We start from the raw sequence: 2,238 nt of genomic DNA on the forward strand, positions 1-2,238 counted from the left end.
GGTCCGCAGGTCGCCATCTATACTGGCAGCACCCATGATCCGGACCCGAGCGCGGTTGGTCACGCCGGTCAGGCGCCTCGTCCAGCTCCTGCTGGTCGCCTTCGTGGTGATCTATTTCGTGCTCCCCCAGATCGCCGGGGCACGCCGGGCCCTGAACCTGCTGGCCGGGGTCAACCTGTGGCTGATCGTCCTCGGGGTCGTCCTGGAGGCGGCCTCGATCCTCAGCTACGCCAACCTGACCCGGGCGATGATCCACGGCACCCCGCCCCCCTACCTGACGATCCTCCGGATCAACCTGTCGACCCTGGCCGTCAGCCACGTCGTCCCGGGCGGCGCGGCCGTCGGCGGGGCGCTCGGGTTCCGGCTGCTGACCCGCTTCGGGCTGTCCGGCACCGACGCCGCCTTCGCCATGGCCGCCCAGGGCATCGGCTCCGCGGTGGTGCTCAACCTCCTGCTCTGGGTGGGCCTGCTGGTGTCGATCCTGAGCGGGCAGTACAACCCCCTGTACGCCACCGCCGCCCTGATCGGGGTGCTGCTGCTGGGCGGCTTCTCGGCGGTGGTGGTGCTGCTGATGCGGGGCGAGCGGGGCGCCGCCGGGGTGATGCGGGCGGTGACCCGGCGGATCCCGCTCCTGGACGAGGAGAGCGTCTACCGCCTGGTCCTCCGGCTGGCGTCGCGGCTCCAGACGCTGGTCGCCGACCGCCAGCGGCTGGTCCGGGGCCTGCTCTGGGACCTCGGGTTCTGGCTCTGCTCGGCCGCCTCGCTGTGGGTGTTCCTGCTCGCGTTCGGGTACCGGGCGGGGATCGACGGGCTGATCGTGGCCTTCGGGCTGGCCTACGTGCTGGCCGCCATCCCCATCACCCCGGCCGGCCTCGGCGTGGTCGAGGCGACCATGATCGCCCTGCTCACCTTCTTCGGTGCCGACCGGGGCATCGCCACCCTCGGGGTCGTCTCCTACCGCCTGATCAACTTCTGGCTGCCCATCCCCCTCGGCGCCCTGGCCTACCTGTCGCTCCAGGTCGAGCAGGAGACTCCCGAGGGCCGCCGGAGGATCGACGAGCGCCGCAAGGCGACCGAGCTCCGCCGCCTGGCCGAGCGCTCCCTGCGCGAGTCCGAGGAGTACCGCGTCCGCCTCGGCCGCCGCGAGCCCCCGGCGAGGAGCTAGCGGCGGACCCGCCGCTTGTCGGCGTACATCCCGGCGTCCGCGGCCGACCAGGCCTGGGCGAGGGTGCCGGAGGGCTGGCGGGTGGCGTGGCCCACGGAGGCGCGGATGCCGGCGGCGTCGAGGGCGCCGCGGAGGCGGTCGGCCAGGACCTTGGCGGCCGGCTCGTCGCACTCGACGGCGAGGACGCCGAACTCGTCGCCGCCGAGGCGGGCGACCACGTCGGCGGCCCGCCGGGTCGAGTCGATCACCTGGGCGGTGCGGCGCAGCAGGCGGTCGCCGGCGGCGTGGCCCTGGCGGTCGTTGACCCGCTTGAGCTCGTCCAGGTCGATCGCGACCAGCGACGCCACCGACCCGTAGCGCTGGCAGCGGGCCTCCTCGGCCTCCAGCAGCCGGTCCCAGGCGCGGCGGTTGCCGACCCCGGTGAGCGGGTCGGTGAGGGCGTCCAGCTCGGCCAGCTCGAACCGCCGCTGCAGCTCCTGGCGCTCCAGCTCCTGGACCAGCAGGACGGCCAGCAGCCGCCCCAGCAGCTCGATGGTGGGCAGCTCGGCGGCCAGCTCGGGCCCGCCGCCGGCCGGGTCGAGCCCGCACAGGCAGCCGAACACCGTGCCGTCGGGGGCGAGCACGGGGACCCCGGCCAGGGCGCCGACGGGCACGCCGCCGGCGTACGCCCGCACGTCGGCGGCGACCCGGGCCACCCGGGGGCCGCGGCCGTCGATCAGGGCCCGGACGGGCAGGTCGGCGTCGTCCAGCTCCTGGCCGACCCGGAGGCCGTAGGTGTGGTCGCGGCCGGCCAGCACCACCGACCCGCCGTCGTCCCGGAGCCGCACCAGCAGCCAGGTGCCGAGGCCGGTCCGTGCCGGCAGTCCGTCCAGCATGGATGCGACCCCGTCCCGGAAGGCCGTCGACGGGCAGAGGTCGGGCGCCACGTCCACCCCCCACGACGCCCCGGGACCGGGACGCCTGCTCCTCGCCTGCTGGCCTACTCGCCTGCCGCCTTCTTGCGCCGCCGGCTGGTCGTCTTGGGCTCGGGGGCCGGCTTGCCGGCCTTGGCCGCTTCGACGCTCGCCTTCAGC

Annotated in this window: 2 protein-coding genes; one reads left to right on the forward strand and one right to left on the reverse strand. The window is 75.1% G+C overall.

Going from position 1 to position 2,238, the window contains the following annotated elements; all coding sequences use genetic code 11:
• The first annotated feature begins 34 nt into the window (after positions 1–34).
• On the forward strand, positions 35–1,165 hold the full coding sequence (locus VF468_14840) for a lysylphosphatidylglycerol synthase transmembrane domain-containing protein (GenBank protein ID HEX5879570.1): 1,131 nt from the start codon (positions 35–37) through the stop codon (positions 1,163–1,165).
• On the opposite strand, the gene VF468_14845 is transcribed toward VF468_14840, so the two are convergent.
• Positions 1,162–2,040 (reverse strand): GGDEF domain-containing protein, encoded by an 879-nt coding sequence (locus VF468_14845; protein ID HEX5879571.1) that lies wholly within the window; start codon positions 2,038–2,040, stop codon positions 1,162–1,164. The genes VF468_14840 and VF468_14845 overlap by 4 nt on opposite strands.
• Positions 2,041–2,238: the final 198 nt, after the last annotated feature.

The sequence above is a fragment of the Actinomycetota bacterium genome (assembly GCA_036280995.1).
Taxonomy (GTDB): domain Bacteria; phylum Actinomycetota; class CALGFH01; order CALGFH01; family CALGFH01; genus CALGFH01.